Source organism: Streptomyces sp. FXJ1.172 (assembly GCF_001636945.3).
Taxonomy (GTDB): Bacteria; Actinomycetota; Actinomycetes; order Streptomycetales; family Streptomycetaceae; genus Streptomyces.
Genome location: NZ_CP119133.2, coordinates 3,684,070 through 3,705,515 on the forward strand (window position 1 = coordinate 3,684,070; position 21,446 = coordinate 3,705,515).

The following is a 21,446-nucleotide window of genomic DNA, read 5'->3' on the forward strand; positions in this document are numbered from 1 at the left end:
GTACGCCATGCGCCGCTACGGCAAGCACACCGACGAGGACGACATCCGCAGCCGTCCCAACCGCAAGGGCAACCGGCCGCGGACGAACATCCGGCCCAAGCACGAGGACGCGGCCGAGGGCATGGTCCTCACCGTCGACCGGGGCCGGCTGACCTGCCTGGTCGAGGACCGTACGATCATGGCGATGAAGGCCCGCGAACTGGGCCGCAAGGCCGCCGTGGTGGGCGACCGGGTGGCGCTGGTCGGGGACCTGTCCGGCAAGAAGGACACCCTGGCCCGGATCGTGCGCATCGAGGAGCGCGGCTCGGTGCTGCGCCGCACGGCCGACGACGACGATCCCTTCGAGCGGGTCGTCGTGGCGAACGCGGACCAGCTGGCGATCGTCACCGCGCTCGCCGACCCCGAACCCCGCCCACGGCTGATCGACCGCTGCCTGGTGGCCGCGTTCGACGGCGGCCTGGAGCCGCTGCTGGTGATGACGAAGTCGGACCTGGCCCCGCCGGACAAGCTCCTCGAACTGTACGGCCACCTCGACATCCCGTATGTCGTCACCAGCCGCGAGGAGTTGGAGAGCGGGGGCGCGGCGGACCGGGTGCGCGCGCATCTGGACGGCCGGATCACCGCGTTCGTCGGGCACTCGGGCGTCGGCAAGACGACACTGGTCAACGCCCTCGTCCCGCAGGAGCGGCGGCGTACGACGGGACACGTCAACGCGGTGACCGGCCGGGGCCGGCACACCACGACCTCGGCGCTGGCGCTGCCGCTGAGCGACGACGGGGGCTGGGTCATCGACACCCCGGGCGTGCGTTCCTTCGGCCTCGCGCACATCGACCCGTCCCGGGTGATCCACGCCTTCCCCGACCTCGAGTCCGGTACGGAGGGCTGCCCGCGCGCGTGCAGTCACGACGAGCCGGACTGCGCGCTGGACGCCTGGGTCGAGGAGGGACACGCGGATCCCGCGCGGCTGTATTCGCTGCGCCGGCTGCTGGCCACCAGGGAGCGCCGGGAAGGCGACTGACGCCTGCGTTGTTTGCCGGGGCGTACGGCCGGTAAGTGCATACTCGCACCGAACCGGTGATCCGGATCAACGGGAGGACAGCGCATGGCGTGGCTGCTGGTCATCGTGGCCGGGATGCTGGAGACCGGTTTCGCCGTGTGCCTGAAGCTCTCGCACGGGTTCACCCGGCTGTGGCCGACGATCGCCTTCGCCTCGTTCGCGCTCGGCAGTTTCGGTCTGCTGACGCTGTCGCTGAAGAAGCTCGACGTCGGCCCCGCCTACGCCGTGTGGACCGGCATCGGCGCGGCGGGCACGGCGGTCTACGGCATGGTCTTCCTCGGCGACCTGGTCTCCACGCTGAAGATCGTGTCGATCAGTTTCGTCATCGTCGGGGTCATCGGCCTGCAGCTGTCCGGCTCCGCGCACTAGTGCCCCGGCAGACAACGTTTGCCCGTCAAGGAGCGGCGTCCGGTGCGTGCTCTCGGTGCGCCGGCCGGATGCCCTCGTACTGGACGTACTTGGGCTTCCGGGCGGTGCGGCGAGTGGGGGCACCTCCCGGCCGAAGGCTGGGGGAGGGTGCCGGGCGTCGCGACGGAGCGAACGTTGCCTGTTGGGGCACTAGATCGCGGGGCCACTTCCCGCAACTCCCGTGATCCGTGCGCCGGTCCGGGCCTTCACACCGCCTGGCGAGGAACCACCGCGCGGACCAGTTCCGCCACGCCGCCCTCTCCCGGCGGAGCCGCGACGCAGGACAGCGCGAGGCGTACGGCCAGTTCGCAGGGGTGGGCCAGTTCGGCGGCGTCGACGGGGGTGGCGGCCCCTGCGGCCAGGGCGGTGACCGCGCGGTCCCGCACGATCCGTACGAAGTCGCAGGGGGCCGGCAGCGGCCCGTCCGCCCGGCGCTGCGCGGGCACCGCGGAGGAGGACGGCACGGCGGCGAGCGGCGGGGCGGGCAGCCGCTCGCTCCAGCAGCCGGTGAGCATGGCCCGTATCAGCGCGTTGTCCCGCGCGGCCGAGCTGGTCCACTCGGCGACCGCGGTGAGCCGCTCGCAGGGCTCGGCGGAACCGGCGAGCGCCCGCTCGACGCCGGCCAGGTAGCGGTCGGCCGCCCGCCGCACCAGCGCCCGGGCCAGGCCGTCCTTGCTGCCGAACTCGTTGTACAGGGTCTGCCGGGACACCCCGGCCGTCGCGGCCACATCGACCATCCGCACCGCGGACCACGGCCGGCGCGCGAGCGCCGTGAAGGCGGCGTCCAGTAGGGACTCCCGGGCAGCAGGCATCATCGCCTCCCTGGGCCAGACCAGCTCTGCGCCCAGATTTGACGCGCCGCTACGCACTGTCAAGGGGTGCGACCGGCCGCGCCCGCGCGGCGCGGCCGCATGTCGACGCAGTTCCGCGCATCTCAGGGAATTGCGGTGCGCCTCCCGTGTCCCCGCTGGCTCCGCAGCGACCTCGGCGGATACCGTTCCGTACATGCCGGACTATCTCGACGACCTGCGCCTCGCCCACGTCCTCGCGGACGCCGCGGACGCCGCCACCATGGACCGCTTCAAGGCCCTCGACCTGAAGGTGGAGACGAAGCCGGACATGACGCCCGTGAGCGAAGCGGACAAGGCGGCGGAGGAACTCATCCGCGGCCAGCTCCAGCGCGCCCGCCCCAGGGACTCGGTCCTCGGCGAGGAGTACGGCGCCGAGGGCACCGGCCCGCGCCGCTGGGTGATCGACCCGATCGACGGCACCAAGAACTACGTCCGCGGTGTCCCCGTCTGGGCCACGCTCATCTCGCTGATGGAAGCGGGCGAGGGCGGCTACCACCCCGTCGTCGGTGTCGTCTCCGCCCCGGCCCTCAGCCGCCGCTGGTGGGCCGCGAAGGGCCACGGCGCCTTCACCGGCCGAAACCTCACTGCCGCCACCCGCCTGCGCGTCTCCGGCGTCGGCAAGCTCGCGGACGCCTCCTTCGCCTACTCCTCCCTCACCGGCTGGGAGGAGCAGGGCCGGCTCGACGGCTTCCTGGACCTCACCCGCCAGGTGTGGCGCACGCGCGCGTACGGCGATTTCTGGCCGTACATGATGGTCGCGGAGGGCGCGATCGACATCTGCGCCGAGCCGGAGCTGTCCCTGTGGGACATGGCCGCCAACGCGATCGTCGTCACCGAGGCCGGCGGCACCTTCACGGGCCTGGACGGCCGCCCGGGCCCGCACAGCGGTAACGCCGTGGCGTCCAACGGTCTGCTGCACGACGAGTTGCTGGGGTATCTCAACCAGCGCCACTGAGCCACGAGAGACACTCGCGTACGCCCTCAACTGACCACGCGCGCCCTCTTGTTGACCGCTCCTTTACCTGGCATCCTGAAGCCACCCCCACTTGTGAACTTGTGAATCCCTGAACTTGCTCAGGGATTCGAGGAGGTGGCCCCACCCATGCTCGTCCGTGACGCCATGAGCACGCTGGTCCTCACCCTCGGCCCCGCCCACACACTCCGCCAGGCAGCCACCCTGATGTCCGCCCGCCGCGTCGGCGCCGCCGTGGTCCTCGACCCGGACGCCGGCGGCATCGGCATCATCACCGAACGCGACATCCTCAACTCCGTCGGCCTCGGCCAGAGTCCGGACACGGAACACGTCCACGCCCACACCACCAACGACGTCGTCTTCGCGGCTCCCACCTGGACCCTGGAGGAGGCCGCCCGCGCGATGGCCCACGGCGGGTTCCGGCACCTGATCGTCCTCGACCACGGCCAGCCGGCCGGCATCGTCTCGGTCCGCGACATCATCCGCTGCTGGGCTCCCGCACTCGTACCCTGAGCGGCACAACGGGCCGGACCCCGAGCACCTTGGGGTCCGGCCCGCTCAGCAGCACGGATGTGCCGCCGGCTCGATCCGGCTCAGCCGCGCAGCTCCCGTACCGCCGCCTGAAGCCGCTTGCCGAAGCCGGCGTCGGCGCTCGCGAAGTTGCCGATCGCCCGCTCGATGATGTCCTCGCGCGAGACCGGCGCGATCGCCCCCGCCAGGTTCGCGACCAGCCGCTCCCTCTCCTCCTGCGACATCAGCCGGTACAGGTTGCCCGCCTGGACGAAGTCGTCGTCCTCGGCGTGCACCGGGGTCGGGTGGTTGCCGGTGAAGCCGGCGACGGAGCTGGGCTCCCACAGCGCGCGGCCCGTCTGCTGCGGCCCGCCGAAGCTGTTCGGCTCGTAGTTCTTCGCCCCGCCGTGCCGGCCGTCGTAGAGGAAGCCGTCACGCGAGTTCGTGCGCGCCTCGGTGGCGTGCGGGCGGTTCACCGGCAGGTGGTCGGCGTTGATGCCGACGCGGTAGCGGTGCGCGTCGCCGTAGGCGAAGAGCCGGCCCTGGAGCATCTTGTCGGGCGAGGGGCCGATGCCCGGCACGAAGTGGGCGGGGCTGAAGACCGACTGCTCGACCTCGGCGAAGACGTTCCGCGGGTTGCGGTTCAGCTCCAGCCTGCCGATCTCGATGACCGGGTAGTCCGCGTGCGGCCACACCTTGGTCAGGTCGAACGGGTTGAAGCGGTACGTCGCCGCGTCGGCCGCCGGCATGATCTGCACGCCCACGGTCCAGCTCGGGAACTCGCCGCGCTCGATCGCCTGCCGCAGATCACGCTGGTGCGAGTCGGGGTCCTTGCCCGCGAGGATCCCGGCCTCGTCCGCGGTGAGGTTCTTGATCCCCTGGTCGGTCTTGAAGTGGTACTTGACCCAGAAGACCTCGCCGGACTCGCTGCTCCACTGGAAGGTGTGCGAGCCGAAGCCGTCCATGTGGCGGTACGACGCCGGGATGCCGCGGTCGCCGAACAGCCAGGTCACCTGGTGGGTCGACTCCGGTGACAGCGACCAGAAGTCCCACACGTTGTCGGCTTCGGTGCTGCCGGTGTAGGGGTCGCGCTTCTGGGTGTGGATGAAGTCCGGGAACTTGACCGCGTCCCGGATGAAGAAGACCGGGGTGTTGTTGCCGACGAGGTCGTAGTTGCCCTCCTCGGTGTAGAACTTCAGCGCGAAGCCGCGCGGGTCGCGGACGGCGTCCGCGGCACCGAGGTTTCCGGCCACGGTCGAGAAGCGCAGGAAGACCTCGGTCTCCTTGCCGACCTCGGAGAGGAAGGCGGCCCGCGTGTACGGAGTGACGTCCGCCGTCACCGTGAAGGTGCCGTACGCACCCGCACCGCGCGCGTGCACGACGCGCTCGGGGATGCGCTCCCGGTTGAAGTGGGCGAGCTTCTCCAGCAGCAGCTGATCCTGCACCAGGACCGGCCCGCCGACGCCCGCCGTCTCGCTGTTCTGGTTGTCGGCAACCGGGGCACCGGCCTCCGTGGTGAGCGGTCCCTGCGTCACGTGCGCCTCCTGAGTCACTGCTGACCTGTCCTGTCCCAGTCCTGCCCTGCGACCAAATCCATTTCGGATCCTACATTGGACTAGATCTAAGTCAAACATCGTTCCAATCTCACACCTATTCCCGTCCTGGTACGCCCTGCTGTTAGGCTGGTAGCCATGAGCGACCTTCTGGAACGGCTGCGTGGACGCGGATGGCGGATGACCGCGCAGCGACGCGTGGTGGCCGAGGTCCTGGACGGCGAGCACGTCCACCTGACGGCCGACGAGGTCCATGCGCGCGCTGTCGCGAAGCTGCCGGAGATCTCCCGGGCGACCGTCTACAACACGCTGGGCGAGCTGGTCTCCCTCGGCGAGGTGCTGGAAGTCACGACGGACAAGCGCGCCAAGCGGTACGACCCGAACGCGCACCGCCCGCACCACCACCTGGTCTGCGCCCGCTGCGGCGCGATCCGTGACGTCCACCCGACGGGCAACCCGCTCGCCGACCTCCCCGACGCGGAACGCTTCGGCTTCACGGTGTCGGACGTCGAGGTGACGTACCGCGGGCTGTGCCCGGACTGCGCGGCCGCGTAGGACGCGGGCCGCAAGCCGCGGGCCGCAGGCCATGAGCGGGAGGGGGAGCACGCCCCCTCTTTTTTGTTGCCCGGACACCTTTGTTGCACGGACGCCCGGAAACGTCTGGCGCCCGGAAATGACTGAGGGCCGGAAACGACTGAGGGCCGGAATCCATTTCTGGATTCCGGCCCTCGGCCTTCAGTAGCGGGGACAGGATTTGAACCTGCGACCTCTGGGTTATGAGCCCAGCGAGCTACCGAGCTGCTCCACCCCGCGTCGGTGAACACGACATTACGTGAGGGAGGTGGGCGGAGGCAAATCAGTTGCCCGCGACGTGGCGGGGCTCACGCGGAGAGTTCTTCCCGCAGCGCGTCCCGAAGCCGTCCCGCCCGCTCCGCGACCTCGGGCGGCCCCAGTGCGACCGCCCGGTCGGCCCAGCGCTGCCCCTCCGCCAGCTCTCCCCGACGCGCGTAGACAAGGGCCAGCCGGAGCGCCGCCCGGCCATGCCCGGCATCCGCGGCCCGGGTCCACCACACCGCCGCCTCGGGCTCGCTTCCCTCCCGCGCCAGCAGCAGCCCCAGGTTGAACGCGCCGTTGCGCGAGCCGGCCTCCGCCGCCGCCCGGTACCACCGCGCCGCCTCGACCACGTCACCCCGGGCGGCGGCCAGCATGCCGACCCGCACCTGGGCGCGCCGGTGCCCCTGCGTGGCGGCGCGCTCGTACCACTCCTCGCACTCGGTCTTCTCGTGCACGATCTCGCCCAGCTCATGCCGCGTAAGCTCCGTGGCGCGTCGCGTAGCTGCCGGTACCACCGCCTCCGAGCTGCCGCCGCCCGCCGCGCACCGCAGATGCCGCTCGGCCTCCTGCTCCTCTCCCTCGCGCAGCCGGGCGATCCCGACCTGCAGCGCCGCCTCGGTGTGCCCGGCCGACGCCGCCCGCTCGTACCAGCGCAGCGCCGCCCGTGCCTCCTGCTCGGTGCCGCGTCCCGTGTAGAGGATCCCGAGGTTGAACGCGGCGTCCACGCTCCCGGCCTCGGCGGCCTTGGAGAACCACGGCTCGGCGCCAGTCGTGTCACCGCCCTGGAGCAGCAGGATGGCCAGCGCGTTCGCGGCCTCCCGGTGCCCCGCGTAGGCCGCCCGCCGGTACCACTGCTCGGCCTGCGCGGTGCGCCCCTGCTCGGCGCAGAGCAGCCCGAGGTTGTACGCGCCGTTGTCGTCGCCCGCGTCCAGCGCCGCCCGGTACCAGCGCTCGGCGGTCTGCGTCTCGCCGCGCTCTGCGTGCAGCGCGCCGAGCGCGTTGGCCGCGTTGCCGTCGCCGTCCTGGGCGGCACGCAGCCACCACACGGCCGCGCTCTCGGTGTCCCCGGCGTCGCGCAGCAGGAAGCCCAGCGCGCAGGCGGCCCGGGCCTCGCCGTCCTTGGCCGAGGTCAGGTACCAGCGGCCGGCCTCCTTCAGCTCGCCCCGCTTCTCCAGGATGGCCCCGAGGTGCAGCGCGGCCCGCCGGTGCCCGCGCGCGGCCGCCTGCCGGTACCACTGCTCGACCTCCGCGACAGCGTTGTCGGCCCCGGTCCCCTCCTCCGGGGCCGCCTTGCGGTCGAGGGTGCGCGCCAGCCGGTACGCCGCCTCCCGGTGCCCGCGTTCGGCGGCGGCCCGCATCCAGTGCTCCGCGCCGACGTCCCCACGGTGCTCCAGCAGATCGGCGAGCGCGTAGGCGCCGAGGGCATGGCCCTGCTCGGCGGACTGGCGCAGCCAGTACTCGGCGGCCGGCTCGTCCCCGCGCTCGCGGTGGTAACGGCCGAGCGCGTGCGCGGCGGCGGCGGATCCGGCGACGGCGGCGATACGCCACCAGCCGGCCGCCTCCTCGGGGTAGCCGCGCTGGTGCAGGAGGACGCCGAGATTGTTGGCGGCGGCCCGGTCACCGGCCGCGGTGGCCGCCCGCAGCTGGGGTTCGGCTCCGTCGAGGTCGCCGCGGCGCAGCAGCATGGCTCCGAGGACGCTCGCGGCCTCGGCGTCGCCGCTCTGCGCGGCGAGAGCGAGGCGTACCTCTTCCGTCGCGTCCCCCATCTCGCTCAGCTCGTCGCGGGTCGGCTCCTCACCGGAAGGCAGCACAAATCGCCCTGACTCGAACAGAGTTGCCTTGTCCCCCATAACGTCCATCGTCGCACCACCATCAACCCGGGTACACCCGGTATACCGCAGCCCGTGAGGTCACTTCAGCGTTTTGTCGACATGCCCACAGGGAGACAAGTCAAACACACACCCCTCAACTCCCCACGGCGGCGCGGCCGTACCTCCCTCCCGTAATTGAGTTCGCACACCACGAAGGCCCGGATCCCTTGGATCCGGGCCTTCGACTGCAGTAGCGGGGACAGGATTTGAACCTGCGACCTCTGGGTTATGAGCCCAGCGAGCTACCGAGCTGCTCCACCCCGCGCCGTTGCTCAGCAACCATACCACGGCGCGGGGTGGTCTTGATCAACTCTTGGTGCCGGTCCCGTTCTTGCCGGCCTTGGCCTCCGCCTCCTCCGCCCGCTTCAGCGCGGCCTTCAGGTCCTTCTGCGCCTTGTCGTACGCCGTCCAGTCCGGGCCGTTCGGCCCCTGCAGGGCCTGCTGTCCCGCGTCGAACGCCTTCTGGGCGTCGCCCAGCGCCTGTTGGACGGTCGGATTGCCGGACGCCGGCGGACTGGTGGTACCGGTGTCCGGTGGTGTGGTGGCCGAACCCTGCACCCCGAAGACCTTGTTCAGCGCCTCGTCCAGGGTGTCCTCGAACGCCGTCCTGCCGTTGTAGGTGACCAGCACCTTGCGCAGCAAGGGGTACTTCAGCTCACCACCGCGGACGTAGACGGGCTCCGCGTACAGCAGTCCGCCGTCGAGCGGGACCGCCAGCAGGTTGCCGTACTCGACCTTCGAATGCCCGCGGCTGAGCAGGCTGATGGTCTCCGCGATGTCCTGCTGGGAGTTGAACTGGCTCTGCACCTGCTTGGGACCGTCGACCGTCCTGCTGGTCGGCAGTTTCAGAATTCTGATCTTGCCGTAGTCGCTGGTGCCGGGATCGGAGTCGACCGCCATGAAGGCGCTGAGGTTGTCCCGCCCGTTCGGGGTGAACGTCGTCGTCAGCGAGAACGACTGCGCGCTCTGGTCCGGCATCTTCATGCCCAGGTAGTACGGCGGCACCGCGCTGCCCGAGTCGTTGGTCGGGTCGTCCGGCACCTGCCAGACCTCGCTGCCGGTGAGGAACGTCTGCGCGTCCGTCACGTGGTAGCGGGTGAGCAGCTCACGCTGGACCTTGAACAGGTCTTGCGGATAACGCAGATGGGACAGCAGGTCGTTGGAGATGGCGCTCTTCGGCTTCACCGTGCCCGGGAAGGCCTTCATCCAGGTCTTCAGCACCGGGTCCTGGGTGTCCCACTGGTACAGCTTGACCTCGCCGGTGTACGCGTCGACGGTCGCCTTCACCGAGTTGCGGATGTAGTTGACCTGGTTCTGCTGGGCCACCACCGCGCGGTTGTTGTTGGCGGCGGTCAGCGAGTCGGCCGTCGTGTCGCCGAGGGTCGTACGGGAGGAGTAGGGGTAGCCGTTCGACGTCGTGTAGGCGTCGACGATCCACTGGATGCGGTGGTTGACGACCGCCGGGTAGGCGTCGCCGTCGATGGTCAGCCAGGGGGCGACCGCCTCCACGCGCTCCTTGGGCGTGCGGTTGTAGAGGATCCGCGAGCCCTTGCCGATCGCGCCCGAGTAGAGGATCTGCGGCTCGTTGAACGCCACCGCGTACGCGGCCCGGTTGATCGGGTTGTCGAGGTTGACGCCGCTGTCGCCCGTGTAGCTGGTGGTCTTCTCACCGTTGTCGTCGGAGTAGTCGATCTCCTTCTGGGGACCGCCGACGATGGAGTAGGTGGTGGTCTTCTCTCCGTAGTAGACGCGCTGTTCGTACGTGCCGAGGTCCCCCTTGGACGGCAGGTCGGACTCGGTGAAGACCGGCTGGCCCTGGGAGTCGGCCTCGGTGCCCTTTGCGGCGACCACGCCGTAGCCGTGTGTGTAACGGAAGTGGTCGTTGATCCAGTTGTTCTTCGGGATGCCGTCCAGGTTCAGCTCGCGCAGGCCGATGACCGTGTCCTGCTCCTTGTGGGCCTTGTCCGGATACCGGTCGACGTCCAGGTTGGTCGGGAAGGCGTAGTAGTTCTTCATCTGCTGCAACTGCTGGAACGTCGGCGAGACGACATTGGGATCCAGGATGCGGATGCTCGCCGCGTCGTTCGCGTCGCTGCGCAGCCTGGTCTTGTCCGTGGACGTCGGCTTGCCCTCGTACTCGGTGACCTTGGTGTCGTCGATGCCGTACGCCTCACGGGTCGCCTTGAGGTTCTTCTGGACGTACGGGGCTTCCTTGGCCTGCTCGTTGGGCTGGACCTGGAACTTCTGCACGATCGCCGGGTACAGCCCGCCGATCAGGATCGCGGACAGGACCATCAGGCCGAAGCCGATCACGGGCAGCTGCCAGGTGCGCCGCCACAGGGTCGCGAAGAACAGCAGCGCGCAGATGACGGCGATGCAGAAAAGGATGGTCTTCGCGGGCAGATAGGCGTTGGCGTCGACGTAGCGCAGGCCGGTCCAGTTGCCGGTCGCCTTGAAGTCGCTGGACTTGACGGCCAGGCCGTACCGGTCGAGCCAGTAGGCGACCGCCTTGAGGGCGACGAAGATGCCGAGCAGCACCGACAGGTGGCCGGTCGCGGCGGCGGTGGCCCGGGCACCGGGACTCGTCACGCGCAGCCCGCCGTACAGGTAGTGCGTGAGCGCGGCGGCGATCAGGCACAGGATGGCGGCGGCGAAGCCGAAGCCCAGCAGGAAGCGGTACCAGGGCAGGTCGAAGGCGTAGAAGGAGACGTCGAGGTGGAACTGCGGGTCCTTCTGGTGGAAGGGCACGCCGTTGACCCACATCAGCCAGAGACGCCACTGGCCGGCCGCCGAGGCGCCCGCGATCAGTCCGACGAGAGCGGTGACGGCGAGCAGCAGCCACTTCTTGTACGGCGCGATGCCCATGCGGTAACGGTCGAGGCTCTGCTGCTCCATCGACATGGCGCTGAGCGGGGGCCGCAGGCGGTGCGCGATCCAGATGTTGACCCCGACGGCGACGGCCATCAGCAGGCCGAAGACGAAGAACAGCCCGATCTTGGTCCACAGCGTGATCGTGAACACCGAGGAATAGTGCACCGACCGGTACCACAGCCAGTCCGTCCAGAAGCCCGCGAACATGGTGAACGCCATGCCGAGGACGGCCAGCACGCCCAGTGTCATGAGCAGGGTCCGAACCCCCCGGGACGGGCGGCCCGCTCTGATCCGTGGCCCCGTCGGGCCTCCGCCGCGGTCCGGCATCTGGAAAGCCAAGGTGCGCACCTCGAAGTCGCTGTCGATCCGTCAGGCCCTCGTGTTCGCGGGCCCGCCGTGGCCCCCCGTGATCGCGGACCCACACCTATGCAACTTACTCACGGTTTGCTCGGTTCCCGATTCGGGCCATGAACGAGGCAGGATTGTGACCATGTCCAACACTCCCATGGCAGCGAACCCGCTCACCCGGGCCGTACTCGAGATCGACGAGTACGTCTCCGGGCTCGGCTGGGACCAGCCCGCTCGCCTCTTCGCCCTCGTCGACACCGCACGCCTGCGGACTCAGGAACCCTCGCTCGCGGCCCAGCTGGGCCTGGCGGACGGGTCCGCCGAGACCACCGGCCTCACCCCGATCGAGCAGGACGAGCTTCCGTCCGGCAAGCCGCTCGACGACTTCCTCGGCACCATCGCCTGGCCCGACGCGGTGGCCGGCTGCGCGCTGTCGGTGGAGCGCCTGATGCTGCCGCCGTCCGCCGAGGCGCAGGTCCCGCAGAACCTGAGCGACGCCAAGCTGGCCAAGTGGGTCGCGCAGCATCCCGAGCGCCAGGAGGTGCGCATGACGGTGGCCGTGCTGCGCGACGGCAGCCGCGAGTCGGCTCTGCGGCTGCGCGAGAAGGACTCCCCCTCGGAGGTCCTCACCGGCCCGGACCTGGTGCCCGGCCTGGCGGAGGCCCTGGCAGCGACGTTCGAGGACTGACGGCTTTTCGGCCTCTTGCCGGCACGGCGGTTTCCGTGTGGCGATGGGGGCGCCCCTGCCGCGCGGGGCGCCCCCAGCCGTGCTCCAGAGGCCGCTCAGCCCTTGGTGGTGCACTTGGGCAGCGCGCCGGTGTCGCCGCTGCGGATGTCCTTCAGGGCGCTGAGCGCGTCGCCGATGTTCTTCACCCTGACCAGGGTGAGCCCGCTCGGGGTGTCCTTGGCGGCGGCCGCGCAGTTGTCGGCGGGCGTCAGGAAGTACTGGGCGCCCTTGTCGCGCGCGCCGACGGTCTTCATCTCGACGCCGCCGATCGGGCCGACGGTGCCGTTGTCGTCGATGGTGCCGGTGCCGGCGACGAACTTGCCGCCGGTGAGGTCGCCCGGGGTGAGCTTGTCGTAGATCCCGAGGGCGAACATCAGGCCGGCGCTGGGCCCGCCGACGTCGGCGAGCTTGATGTCGATGTTGAACGGGAAGGTGTGGTCGGTCCCGGCGGAGATGCCGACTATGGCCCGCCTGGGTCCGCTGTCGTCGGACGCCTTGGTGGTGATGGTGACGTCCTGGGTCGCGGTCGCCGTCTTGTGCGCCTTCTCCGCGGCGGCCTGTTCCTTGACGGGGATCACCGTGAAGACGACGTTCTGCCCGGGCTTGTGCCTGGTGACGAGCTTGGCGACATCGGCCGGCTGCTTGATCGTCGTGCCGTCGATGGCCTTGATCACGTCTCCGGCGTGCAGCCTCCCCTCGGCCGGGGAGTCCTTGACGACGGTGGAGACGATCACCCAGGACTTCACCGGGATGTGCAGCTCCTTCAGGGCGGCGACCTTGGCGCTCTCCTGGGACTGGCTGAACTCCTCGGCGTTCTGCTGGGAGGACTGCTCCTCCGTCGTGCCGTTGGGGTAGAGCGTGTCGTGCGGGACGATCTTGGTCTCGGGGTCGAGCCAGCCGTAGACGGCCTCCACCAGGTTCATGCGGAAGTCCGCGCTGGTCACCCGGACGGTCGTCATGTTCAGGTTGCCGCTGGTCTTGTACGTCTGGTGCCCGGTGATCTGCAGCACCGGCTCGCCGTCGTGGTCGCCCAGTGTGTTCACGGTCGGGCCGGGAGACATCTCCGCGTACGGCACGGGGATGAGCACTCCCGCGCACAGGAGCGCGATCAGCATCAGGGTGGAGGCGAGCATCGTCGCGGTGCGGCGTGGCATGCCACGACAGTACGTGACGCCTCTGTCAGCGGCCCGTCAGGGCACCCCTGTCAGGCCCCGCCCGCGCCCGGGTGGGACTTCTCCATCGCCGCGCGGAACCGGGCATACCCGTCCAGCTCGGGTCCGTCCCCGCGCACCTTGCGGGTCCGGTTGGCCCAGCTGCCCCAGAGCCCGCCACCGATCGCGGCCAGAAGCGGAATCAGCAGCCAGACAAGCGCCCCCATGCCGACCTCCCAACGCCAAGTGCGTCCGCAACTGACTGATCAGCAGATTAACCTCCCGCACTGACAACGCTCACGTGAGGGGGCCGGTTACGCAACCGGAAGGTGGGTGTGGATGTGCTCCAGGTGCCGGACGCCGACGACGGTGCTACGCGCCGACCCACTCGTCCGTGCCGTCCGAGAACTTCTGGTGCTTCCAGATCGGCACCTCGTGCTTGAGGTCGTCGATCAGCTTGCGGCAGGCGTCGAAGGCCTCGGCGCGATGCGGACAGGCCACACCGACGACCACGGCGATGTCCCCGACCGCGAGGTCCCCGACCCGGTGCACGGCGGCCAGCGCCCGCACCGGATATTCGGCCACCACCTTCTCGGCGATCCGCCGCATCTCGGTCTCGGCACTGGGATGGCAGGAGTACCCGAGCGCGTCCACGTCGGCGCCCTCGTCGTGGTTGCGCACGGTCCCCACGAACAGCGCGACGCCCCCGGCCGCGTCGTCCCCGACGGCGCGGAACACCTCGTCCACCAGGAGCGCGGTCTCCCGGACGGCGATCAGCTTGATGGGATCCTGCGCCGCCCGCTCGCCGGGATGCTCGTTCACGTGTGCCATGGTCCCATCGTGCCGCACGGCTGTGACACGGGGGAATACGAGTTTCACCAGGCACGCGCGCGGAGCGCTTTGGATGCTCCTACAGTCACCTTCCGGGCGAGGGTTCCAGCCACGGGTTCCAGCCGTGGGTTCCGGCCAGGGTTCCAGCCGTGGGTTCCGGCCGGGTGCTTCACAGGCGCCGACGGGCCTTGCGCGCCCGCCGTACGACAGCCGCCGCGCCCAGCAGGGCGACCGTCGCGCCCGCGGCACCCGCGGCCGTGGCGTCCTTGCGCCCGAGCCGCCGCCCGGCCACCGTGTGCCGCCCGGAGACCTCCTCCAGCAGCTCGGCGAGCACCTCCTCGTTGGTCCACCGCGGCCGCCACCCGGCGTCGTGCAACCGGCTCCCGCTGACCACCCAGGGATACATCGTGTACGCGAGATCACCGGCCGGGGACGGCGTGAGCCCGATCCGGTGCAGCCGGGCCGCGGCGCCGAGGGCGACCGCCGACGGCAGCTCCATCCGCCGGGTCCCGCTCAGCTCCTCGACCTCCTCCTGCTCCAGCCATCCGTCGCAGCCGACGGCAAGCTCCCCGTCGACCTTCTCCAGGACGGCGTACTCCAGCGCGCTGCACAGGTCCTCGACGTGGCAGAACTGCCACGCGGGCCGCGATCCGGCCACGACGAGCAGCCGCGGCGACTCGAAGTACCGGGTCAGCGCCGTGTCCGTACCTCCCACCAGCACGGCGGGGCGTACGACGGTGACGTTGAGCCCCGGATGGGCGCGCGGTGCCCGCCGTGCCAGCCGCTCGATCTCCAGCAGGTCGCCGACGCCGGTGGCCTCGGCGGTCGCGCGCAGTTCGGCGTCCTCCGAAAGGGGCAGCTCGTTGTCCGGCAGGGCGCCGTACACCATCGCCGAGGTGCACAGCACCACCCGGTGCACGCCGGCGGCCGCGGCGGCCGTGAGGACGGTCTGTGTCCCCCGGACGTTGTAAGCCGTCCGTGCCGCCGGATCGGTCTCCAGGTCGAGGTCCAGCGCGAGGTGGACGACCACGTCGGCGCCCCGCAGCTTGTCCGCGATGGAAGGGTCGCGCACGTCGAGGATGTGCCACTCGGCGCCGGCGCACTCCCCGCGCCGCTCGTCGATGGCGACGACCCGCTTGATCTCCCCGGAGGCGGCGAGCCGCTCGGTGAGCAGGGCACCGACCCCGCCGGCGGCGCCGGTGACCGCGACGACGGGCCCGCGCACGGCAGGGGCTGCGGACGGGGTTGACAGGTTTCGCGCTGCGCGAACCTGCGGATCTGGGGAACTCACCGGGCGTCTCCAGCGGTTGTCTTCGCATACGGGCGCGAGTGACGCGTACGTACCAGGTGCATCCATCCTGCCGCAGGCCTTGCGTGGGCGAAGCACCGAGGCCCGATCGGGTCCGGGTGTCTACGCTGGGTGGTGTTGTCGGGCAGCCGCGCCGCCGGAGACAGACCGGCGGCCTTACCAGCCGAGGAATCCCGTGAGTGACACCCCATTCGGTTTCGGCCTTCCGCCGGAGGAGCCGGAGGACGGCGACGAGGGCAAGAAGAAGGACCAGCAGAGCGGTGGTGGGCAGGGACCGGCCAACCCGTTCGGCTTCGGCGGCCTGCCCGGAGCCGGAGGCTTGGGCGGCCCCGGCGCCGACAATCCGCTCGCAGCGATGTTCGGGTCCCTGAACCCCACCGACCTGGGCGCAGCCTTCCAGCAGCTGGGCCAGATGCTCTCCTACGAGGGCGGCCCGGTGAACTGGGACATGGCCAAGCAGATCGCCCGCCAGACGGTCGCCCAGGGCACCCCGGACGGCACGAAGGACGCCAGCGTCGGCCCGGCCGACCGCAAGGCGGTCGAGGAAGCCGTCCGCCTGGCCGACCTGTGGCTGGACGACGCGACGTCCCTGCCGTCGGGCGCCGCCTCGGCGGTGGCCTGGTCCCGCGCGGAGTGGGTCGAGGCGACCCTGCCCGCGTGGCAGGAGCTGGTCGACCCGGTCGCCGAGCGGGTCGGCGCGGCCATGGGCGACGTCCTGCCGGAGGAGATGCAGGCCATGGCGGGCCCGCTGATCGGCATGATGCGCTCGATGGGCGGCGCCATGTTCGGCACGCAGATCGGGCAGGCCGTCGGCGTGCTCGCGGGCGAGGTCGTCGGCTCGACCGACATCGGCCTGCCGCTGGGCCCGATCGGCAAGGCCGCGCTGCTCCCGGCCAACGTGGAGGCCTTCGGCAAGGACCTCGGCGTGCCGCAGGAGGAGGTGCGGCTGTACCTGGCGCTGCGCGAGGCGGCCCACCAGCGCCTGTTCAGGCATGTGCCGTGGCTGCGCTCGCACCTGTTCGGCGCGGTCGACGGCTACGCGCGCGGGATCAAGGTCGACACGGCCAAGCTGGAGGACGTGGTCGGCCAGTTCGACCCGCAGAACCCCGAGCAGCTGCAGGACGCCCTTCAGCAGGGCATGTTCCAGCCCGAGGACACGCCCGAGCAGAAGGCCGCGCTGGCTCGCCTCGAGACCGCTCTGGCGCTCGTCGAGGGCTGGGTGGACGCGGTGGTGCACGCGGCCGCGAAGCCGCGCCTGGCCTCCGCCGACGCCCTGCGCGAGACGCTGCGCCGGCGCCGCGCGACCGGCGGCCCGGCGGAGCAGACGTTCGCCACGCTGATCGGCCTGGAGCTGCGCCCGCGCCGGCTGCGCGACGCCTCCCGCCTGTGGGCCTCGCTCACGGACGCGCGCGGGGTCGACGGCCGCGACGGCCTGTGGGCCCACCCGGACATGCTGCCGACCGCGACCGACCTGGACGACCCGGACGGCTTCGTGCACCGCGAGCAGCTGGACTTCTCCGAGCTGGACAAGATGCTCGGCGAGGCGGCGGACGGCTCCGCCGGAGAGGGCGACGACAAGGAGTGACCCTGCACAGCGATGCCGTCCGGGTGCTGGAGGGGTATGCCGGCCAGCAGGAACTGCGTCAGGTCTACCTGGATCATCTCCACAGGCACCCGGACGGGATGTGGAAGGACTGCACGCACGGCCACATCACGGCGAGCGCGCTGGTGATCGACCCCGAGGGTGGGCGAGTCCTGCTCACCCTCCACCGCAAGCTCCGCATGTGGCTCCAGATGGGCGGCCACTGCGAGCGGACCGACCCCAGCCTCGCGGAAGCGGCCCTGCGGGAGGCCACGGAGGAGTCGGGCATCTCCTGTCTGCGCCTGCTGCGGAGCGACCCGGTCCGCCTGGACCGCCACCTGACGCCCTGTGCCTGGCACCTGGACGTCCAGTACGCCGCCGTGGCGCCGGACGGGGCCGTGGAGACGATCAGCGACGAGTCCCTCGACCTTCGCTGGTTCGCCTACGACGAGGTGGCCGACGTGGCGGACGAGTCGGTCCTGCGCCTGCTGGAGGCCACGCGCGCCAGGCTCTGACCGCGTAAGGGGTGACCGTGTAAGGGGTGACCGCCTCTGCGGGCACCCCTTACCTGCGGCTCAGTTCCAGACGTTGCCCTGGTTCTGCCCGCGCGCCCCGTGCTGTCCCATGCCGAACTGGGCGGCGAGGCCCTGCCCGATCACCGCGTTCTGCGGCGGCAGCAGCTCGCTGGGCTGGACGAGCGCGAACCCGGAGCCCATGAAGCTCAGCTCCCAGCCCTCACCGGTGTTGCCGCGCCGGCGCCACACCCCCGAGGAGTGCGTCTGGGCCTGCATCTGCACGCGCAGGCCGGCCGACCAGGCGACGATCGCGTCCGCGTCGCAGTTGACGTACCGGTCGGGCGTGACCTGCATCAGCAGCGGCGCGCCGGAGGTCATCAGGGCGACCTTGCCGCGTCCGGTGATGTTCAGCTGGTACTTCCCGGAGCCGGAGATGCCGTAGAGGCTGTCGACGGCGACGACCTCGTAATGGAGCGAGGAGTCCATGGCGAGGACGTAGGAGCTGTCGACGGTCAGGCCGTCCTGCTCGACGTCCATGATGTGCACGTGCTGGGCGAGGTTGGCGAGGTAGACCGTGCCCTGCCCGTGACAGCGCATCAGGTCCAGGCCCTCACCGGTGTACGCACGCGCGCGTGCCTGGTTGTTGCTCTGGTACTCGGCGTCGAACTCCATCAGCCCCTGGTAGGCGACCATGGTGCCCTTGCGGGCGAGGATGTCGTCGTGGCCCTCCAGGGTGACGCGGAGCAACTGCGCGTTCTGCAGGCTCCAGCGCTCCTGGGTCTGGACGTCGTTGTGCGCGAAAAGCGGGCTCTGCATGACGTTCTGACTCCCCCTCAGCCCCGGATCCGGAGGCGGTCGGTGCTGTCCTCGCTGGGCTGGACGACGACGATGCCCTGGCCGGAGAAGGCCATCTGATAGGCCTCACCGCTGCCCCGGCCGATCAGCGACTGCGCCTTGAAGCTGCGCTTGCCGCGCACCTTCAGGTTCGGCGACCAGGCGACGAGCGCGTCGGGGTCGACGTACGTCTCGTCCTCGCCGCCACCGCAGTCGACGACGATCGGCGTGCCCCGGGAGGTCAGCGCGACCCAGCCCTGCCCGGAGATCCTGGTGTTCCACAGGCCCTGACCGGCGAACTTCGCGAGCCCCTTGACCCGCTCCACGCCCCAGCTCAGGTGTGCGTCGAAGGCGAGGAGGTTGGTGGCGTTGACGGAGATGCCGTCGCCGCCCAGGTTGATCACGACCACGTTGGCGCCGTAGTCGGCGAGGTAGAGCAGTCCGTCACCGGTGCACTTCATCAGGGGCGCGCCCTCGCCGGTGATCCAGTCCCGGGCGATCTGGCGGACGGCCGGCGGGTTCGGCTCGTACTGGACGAAGCCTTCGTAGGCCACCATCGACCCCACGCGTGCGAGGAGGTCGTTTCCGGTCTGCATGGCGACCTTCAGCATGTGATGGCCGTGGTTCTCCATGCGGGCCGTGACGGGTGCGGGAGCGAAGCCCGCGAGCGGCTGGTTCATGACGGGCTCCCTCAGACCTCGTACGGCTGGACGACGATGAAGTTGCCGGGCGCGCCCCGGAACTGGAGATTGACGCTCTCTCCGGTGTCGCCCGGGTAGGCGTTGCGGCGCATGCGGACCTGGCTGGAGACGATCACCTGGGAGGCGGCCGACCAGGCGACGACGGCGTTGCAGTCGGCGAAGGTGGTCGGCGTGACCGGCAGGACGACGGGCGTGCCGTGCGTCTTGACGACGATCGTCCCGGTGCCCTGGAACTGCATGGTGAACAGCGCGCCGCCGGGGATGCCGTGGCCCTCGATCCGGCGGACCTCGTGGTGCAGGCCCTCGTCGAAGGCGAGCACGTTCTCGGCGGACACGCAGATCGCGTCGCCCTGCAGCTCGATGGGATGCAGCTGGGTGGCGTTCTCGGCGAAGAACACCTGGCCCTGGCCGGTGCAGCGCATCAGCTGCATCTCCTGGCCGGTGGCGTGGCCGACGATGCGCCCGGCGAACCCGGCGCCCTTGTAGGCGAAGTCGACCTTGCCCTGGTAGAGCACCATGCTGCCCTGCCGGGCCAGCACGGGCTGTCCGCCGACGCCGAGGTCGGCCCGGATCAGCTTCTTGTTCTGCAGCGTCCACCGCTGACCGGTGGGCGTCTCCTTGAACATCTGGAGCCCGGCCGTCACACCGGCACCACCCTGCGGGGCGCCCTGCGGCATTCCGTAACCGGCGGGCTGCTGGCCGGGGACCTGCCCGTACGGCGGCTGCTGGCCGTATCCCGGGGGCATGGGCGCGCCCGGCTGACCGCCGTAGGAGGGCGGCTGCTGGCCGTAGCCCGGCGGCATCGGCGCGCCCGGCTGACCGCCGTAGGAGGGCGGCTGCTGGCCGTAGCCCGGCGGCATCGGCGCGCCCGGCTGACCGCCGTAGGACGGCTGGTGCGGCGGCTGTCCGTAGGGCGAGGGAGCCGGGGCGGGGGCCGGCGCGGGCGGCGGGACCATGCCGGCGGCCTGCGCGCCCAGGGGTGCGATGACCGTCGGCGCGCCGTGCACGTCCGGCGCTGGAGCCGGGGGCGGGGTGTGGCCGGGCGGGGTGTGGCCGATCTGCGGGGTGAAGCCCTGCGGGGGCGTGCTTCCGGCCGGAGCGGCGAAGCCCTGCGGTGCGGGGGCCGGGGCGGGTGCTGGGGCCTGCGCGGGGGCGGCCGGGGCCGGTAAGCAGGGCCGCGGCCTGGGCGGGCGGGGCGAAGCCGGGGGCGGCGCCGGACTGCGGCTGCTGCGGGGCGGCGGGCGCCTCCTCCTCGAGCACCTCGCCGCCGAAGTTCCTCAGCAGCGCCTCGAGTCCGCCGTCGAAGCCCTGACCGACGGCGGCGAACCGCCAGACGTCCTTGAGGTAGATGTCACCGAGCATCACGGCCCGCTCGGTGGAGAACTCCGCGCCGTTGAAGGAGTACCGCGCGACCTCCTCGCCGCCCGCCACGATGCGCAGATAGCCGGGGGCGATCTGCGACATCTGCCCGGCCCCGTCGACGGTCGCCGTGAAGGACAGCTTGCGGATGTGCGACGGGATGCGGTCCAGGGTGACCCGGAACGACTCGGTGTCGCCCGCCTGGGCGCCCAGCAGCTGCAGGGACTCCTCGGGGGACTTCGGCTGGTTGAAGAAGACGAAGTACCGGTCGTCCGAGAGGCGCTCGTCGCCGTCCAGACCGAAGCAGCTGATGTCGAAGGTCAGTCCGGGGGCGGAGATCTGCACGCCTACGTACAGATCCGTGCCCGCCGTGAGGTCACTGATCCTGGCCTTGTGGCCGCGTTGGAATTCCCTGGCCATGCGTTACGACCGTCCCCCATCCCGAATGTGAGTGCGTCGCGCCAGGCTAACGGCAAAGTCCGGCAGCGGACGCAGCCGGTACAGACCCGGTACACAACCCGCGCGGGGGACGGACCTGTGGCGCCCGGTTCACTCCCCGCGCGCGCCGGGCACATGCGGCAGCCGCTCGGCCGCCACGACCCCCTCGAGGTAGCCGCGGGCCCGCTCGGTGCGCGGATACGCCTCCAAGAGCCGCCAGAAATCCGCCCCGTGACCGGGCACCAGCAGATGCGCCAGCTCGTGGCAGAGGACGTAGTCGATGACGTACTCGGGCATCCCCTGCAACCGGTGCGAGAGCCGGATGCTGCCCTCGGCCGGGGTGCACGAACCCCAGCGCGTGTTCTGGTTGGTGACCCAGCGCACGGAGGCGGGACACGCCCGGCCGTCGAAGTACTGGGCCGACAGCCGCTCGGCACGCTCGGCCAGCTCGGCGTCGCCGAGAACCCGTTTGCTCTCCTGCGCGGCGAGCTTGTCGAGCATGACGGTGATCCAGCGCTGCTCCTCCGCCTTCGACATCCGGGCGGGGATCAGTACGACGGTGCGATCGCCCTCGCGGTACGCGGAGACCGTCCGGCGGCGCCGGGAACTCCTGCGGACCTCGATCGCGCTCGCCCCCGAGCCGCTGGGCGGCTGGCTCGTCGTGCTGCGCTGTGGCTTTCCGGCGCGGTGCAGTGGGTCGGCGGGCACGCCCCGACGTTACCC

19 protein-coding genes, 2 tRNA genes and 1 pseudogene are annotated in these 21,446 nt (G+C 70.9%); 8 read left to right on the forward strand and 14 right to left on the reverse strand.

Features of this window, described 5'->3' with window-relative positions; all coding sequences use genetic code 11:
* Window positions 1-7: 7 nt before the first annotated feature.
* A complete protein-coding gene (rsgA, locus tag A6P39_RS16210; protein ID WP_067038579.1) occupies window positions 8-1,018 on the forward strand; it encodes a ribosome small subunit-dependent GTPase A in 1,011 nt (336 codons plus the stop codon).
* A gap of 84 nt (window positions 1,019-1,102) precedes the next feature.
* Window positions 1,103-1,426 (forward strand): DMT family transporter, encoded by a 324-nt coding sequence (locus A6P39_RS16215; RefSeq protein ID WP_067038581.1) that lies wholly within the window; start codon window positions 1,103-1,105, stop codon window positions 1,424-1,426.
* A 245-nt stretch (window positions 1,427-1,671) separates the two neighbouring features.
* Here A6P39_RS16215 and A6P39_RS16220 read toward each other — a convergent pair whose 3' ends face one another.
* Window positions 1,672-2,277 (reverse strand): TetR/AcrR family transcriptional regulator, encoded by a 606-nt coding sequence (locus A6P39_RS16220; protein ID WP_067038766.1) that lies wholly within the window; start codon window positions 2,275-2,277, stop codon window positions 1,672-1,674.
* Between the two features lie 193 nt (window positions 2,278-2,470).
* On the opposite strand from A6P39_RS16220, the gene hisN reads away from it, so the two are divergent.
* Both hisN and A6P39_RS16230 read left to right on the forward strand, forming a co-directional pair.
* Window positions 2,471-3,271: a histidinol-phosphatase gene (hisN, locus tag A6P39_RS16225; protein WP_067038583.1), complete on the forward strand. Its 801-nt coding sequence runs from the start codon at window positions 2,471-2,473 to the stop codon at window positions 3,269-3,271.
* A gap of 147 nt (window positions 3,272-3,418) precedes the next feature.
* Entirely contained in the window at window positions 3,419-3,802 is a 384-nt protein-coding gene (locus tag A6P39_RS16230) for a CBS domain-containing protein (RefSeq protein ID WP_067038585.1), read from the forward strand.
* 80 nt (window positions 3,803-3,882) lie between these two features.
* Here the strand turns inward: A6P39_RS16230 and A6P39_RS16235 are convergent, their stop codons facing one another.
* On the reverse strand, window positions 3,883-5,334 hold the full coding sequence (locus tag A6P39_RS16235) for a catalase (RefSeq protein WP_067038587.1): 1,452 nt from the start codon (window positions 5,332-5,334) through the stop codon (window positions 3,883-3,885).
* A gap of 156 nt (window positions 5,335-5,490) precedes the next feature.
* Between A6P39_RS16235 and A6P39_RS16240 the strand changes: the two genes are divergently transcribed.
* Window positions 5,491-5,907, forward strand: coding sequence for a Fur family transcriptional regulator (locus A6P39_RS16240; RefSeq protein WP_067038589.1), 417 nt, complete (start codon window positions 5,491-5,493; stop codon window positions 5,905-5,907).
* A gap of 184 nt (window positions 5,908-6,091) precedes the next feature.
* Here the strand turns inward: A6P39_RS16240 and A6P39_RS16245 are convergent.
* The 4 genes from A6P39_RS16245 to A6P39_RS16260 all read right to left on the reverse strand — a co-directional run bounded on the left by A6P39_RS16245 (window position 6,092) and on the right by A6P39_RS16260 (window position 11,255).
* Window positions 6,092-6,165, reverse strand: a tRNA-Met gene (locus tag A6P39_RS16245).
* A gap of 68 nt (window positions 6,166-6,233) precedes the next feature.
* On the reverse strand, window positions 6,234-8,045 hold the full coding sequence (locus A6P39_RS16250) for a tetratricopeptide repeat protein (RefSeq protein WP_275883863.1): 1,812 nt from the start codon (window positions 8,043-8,045) through the stop codon (window positions 6,234-6,236).
* 203 nt (window positions 8,046-8,248) lie between these two features.
* Window positions 8,249-8,322, reverse strand: a tRNA-Met gene (locus A6P39_RS16255).
* A 41-nt stretch (window positions 8,323-8,363) separates the two neighbouring features.
* Window positions 8,364-11,255 carry a UPF0182 family membrane protein gene (locus A6P39_RS16260; RefSeq protein WP_107304178.1) on the reverse strand — a complete coding sequence of 964 codons (2,892 nt, stop codon included), beginning with the start codon at window positions 11,253-11,255 and terminating at the stop codon, window positions 8,364-8,366.
* Between the two features lie 163 nt (window positions 11,256-11,418).
* Between A6P39_RS16260 and A6P39_RS16265 the strand changes: the two genes are divergently transcribed.
* A complete protein-coding gene (locus tag A6P39_RS16265) occupies window positions 11,419-11,964 on the forward strand; it encodes a PPA1309 family protein (protein ID WP_067038595.1) in 546 nt (181 codons plus the stop codon).
* Window positions 11,965-12,059: 95 nt separating this feature from the next.
* Here A6P39_RS16265 and A6P39_RS16270 read toward each other — a convergent pair whose 3' ends face one another.
* From A6P39_RS16270 to A6P39_RS16285, 4 genes are all read right to left on the reverse strand, one after another.
* On the reverse strand, window positions 12,060-13,157 hold the full coding sequence (locus tag A6P39_RS16270; protein WP_067038597.1) for a YlbL family protein: 1,098 nt from the start codon (window positions 13,155-13,157) through the stop codon (window positions 12,060-12,062).
* A 50-nt stretch (window positions 13,158-13,207) separates the two neighbouring features.
* The gene (locus A6P39_RS16275; RefSeq protein ID WP_177235520.1) at window positions 13,208-13,381 is read right to left on the reverse strand and encodes a hypothetical protein; all 174 of its coding nucleotides are present in this window, start codon (window positions 13,379-13,381) and stop codon (window positions 13,208-13,210) included.
* A gap of 145 nt (window positions 13,382-13,526) precedes the next feature.
* A complete protein-coding gene (locus tag A6P39_RS16280) occupies window positions 13,527-13,985 on the reverse strand; it encodes a molybdenum cofactor biosynthesis protein MoaE (RefSeq protein ID WP_067038599.1) in 459 nt (152 codons plus the stop codon).
* A gap of 169 nt (window positions 13,986-14,154) precedes the next feature.
* On the reverse strand, window positions 14,155-15,276 hold the full coding sequence (locus tag A6P39_RS16285; protein WP_067038601.1) for an SDR family oxidoreductase: 1,122 nt from the start codon (window positions 15,274-15,276) through the stop codon (window positions 14,155-14,157).
* Between the two features lie 193 nt (window positions 15,277-15,469).
* On the opposite strand from A6P39_RS16285, the gene A6P39_RS16290 reads away from it, so the two are divergent.
* Window positions 15,470-16,879, forward strand: coding sequence for a zinc-dependent metalloprotease (locus tag A6P39_RS16290; RefSeq protein ID WP_067038603.1), 1,410 nt, complete (start codon window positions 15,470-15,472; stop codon window positions 16,877-16,879).
* Window positions 16,876-17,391, forward strand: coding sequence for an NUDIX hydrolase (locus A6P39_RS16295; RefSeq protein ID WP_067038605.1), 516 nt, complete (start codon window positions 16,876-16,878; stop codon window positions 17,389-17,391). Before A6P39_RS16290 ends, A6P39_RS16295 begins: the two co-directional genes overlap by 4 nt.
* Before the next feature lie 60 nt (window positions 17,392-17,451).
* Here the strand turns inward: A6P39_RS16295 and A6P39_RS16300 are convergent, their stop codons facing one another.
* The 4 genes and pseudogenes from A6P39_RS16300 to A6P39_RS16315 all read right to left on the reverse strand — a co-directional run bounded on the left by A6P39_RS16300 (window position 17,452) and on the right by A6P39_RS16315 (window position 21,431).
* Window positions 17,452-18,207, reverse strand: a complete 756-nt coding sequence (locus A6P39_RS16300; protein ID WP_067038608.1) for an AIM24 family protein — start codon at window positions 18,205-18,207, stop codon at window positions 17,452-17,454.
* A gap of 17 nt (window positions 18,208-18,224) precedes the next feature.
* A complete protein-coding gene (locus tag A6P39_RS16305; RefSeq protein ID WP_067038610.1) occupies window positions 18,225-18,905 on the reverse strand; it encodes an AIM24 family protein in 681 nt (226 codons plus the stop codon).
* Between the two features lie 11 nt (window positions 18,906-18,916).
* A pseudogene (locus A6P39_RS16310) lies at window positions 18,917-20,705 on the reverse strand (TerD family protein).
* 129 nt (window positions 20,706-20,834) lie between these two features.
* Window positions 20,835-21,431, reverse strand: a complete 597-nt coding sequence (locus A6P39_RS16315; RefSeq protein WP_067038614.1) for a M48 metallopeptidase family protein — start codon at window positions 21,429-21,431, stop codon at window positions 20,835-20,837.
* Between the last annotated feature and the right edge of the window lie 15 nt (window positions 21,432-21,446).

Excerpts from the sequence above, each read along its gene's own strand:
- A6P39_RS16265 (WP_067038595.1), top strand. The coding sequence starts at position 11,419 with ATGTCCAACACTCCCATGGCAGCGAACCCGCTCACCCGGGCCGTACTC.
- A6P39_RS16270 (WP_067038597.1), bottom strand. The coding sequence starts at position 13,157 with ATGCCACGCCGCACCGCGACGATGCTCGCCTCCACCCTGATGCTGATC.
- A6P39_RS16280 (WP_067038599.1), bottom strand. The coding sequence starts at position 13,985 with ATGGCACACGTGAACGAGCATCCCGGCGAGCGGGCGGCGCAGGATCCC.
- hisN (WP_067038583.1), top strand. The coding sequence starts at position 2,471 with ATGCCGGACTATCTCGACGACCTGCGCCTCGCCCACGTCCTCGCGGAC.
- A6P39_RS16305 (WP_067038610.1), bottom strand. The coding sequence starts at position 18,905 with ATGAACCAGCCGCTCGCGGGCTTCGCTCCCGCACCCGTCACGGCCCGC.
- A6P39_RS16240 (WP_067038589.1), top strand. The coding sequence starts at position 5,491 with ATGAGCGACCTTCTGGAACGGCTGCGTGGACGCGGATGGCGGATGACC.
- A6P39_RS16260 (WP_107304178.1), bottom strand. The coding sequence starts at position 11,255 with ATGCCGGACCGCGGCGGAGGCCCGACGGGGCCACGGATCAGAGCGGGC.
- A6P39_RS16250 (WP_275883863.1), bottom strand. The coding sequence starts at position 8,045 with ATGGACGTTATGGGGGACAAGGCAACTCTGTTCGAGTCAGGGCGATTT.
- A6P39_RS16230 (WP_067038585.1), top strand. The coding sequence starts at position 3,419 with ATGCTCGTCCGTGACGCCATGAGCACGCTGGTCCTCACCCTCGGCCCC.
- A6P39_RS16300 (WP_067038608.1), bottom strand. The coding sequence starts at position 18,207 with ATGCAGAGCCCGCTTTTCGCGCACAACGACGTCCAGACCCAGGAGCGC.
- A6P39_RS16275 (WP_177235520.1), bottom strand. The coding sequence starts at position 13,381 with ATGGGGGCGCTTGTCTGGCTGCTGATTCCGCTTCTGGCCGCGATCGGT.
- A6P39_RS16215 (WP_067038581.1), top strand. The coding sequence starts at position 1,103 with ATGGCGTGGCTGCTGGTCATCGTGGCCGGGATGCTGGAGACCGGTTTC.
- rsgA (WP_067038579.1), top strand. The coding sequence starts at position 8 with ATGCGCCGCTACGGCAAGCACACCGACGAGGACGACATCCGCAGCCGT.
- A6P39_RS16220 (WP_067038766.1), bottom strand. The coding sequence starts at position 2,277 with ATGCCTGCTGCCCGGGAGTCCCTACTGGACGCCGCCTTCACGGCGCTC.